The sequence below is a fragment of the Vallitalea maricola genome (assembly GCF_036985595.1).
GTDB lineage: Bacteria > Bacillota > Clostridia > Lachnospirales > Vallitaleaceae > Vallitalea > Vallitalea maricola.
Genome location: NZ_BTPU01000214.1, coordinates 1 through 224, shown reverse-complemented (window position 1 = coordinate 224; position 224 = coordinate 1). Strand labels below are relative to the sequence as shown.

1 protein-coding gene is annotated in these 224 nt (G+C 38.8%); it reads left to right on the top strand.

The genetic code is table 11. The features are described from left to right. The coding region (locus AACQ14_RS23910) for a hypothetical protein (RefSeq protein ID WP_339366045.1) at positions 1–224 on the top strand (224 nt) is incomplete at both ends.

The window sequence follows — 224 nt, the reverse complement described above, 5'->3', positions numbered from 1 at the left end:
CCAAGAACCAAGAGAAAAAGAAGATACTTTACTTAGTTTAGAAATGACTGTTGATTTAGGTTTTGCTGAGCTGACTTCTGCAACCGGTTATTCAGAATTTGAAGCCCTTGGCCAGCGTGATCAAACCGATTTATTGATTCGTTTAGATTATAGCTATGAAGAATTTCCAGGCTTCTCAGCGTTTACCCGTGAAGTGAATGAAGCTGAAAACTTCACTCAAGAAG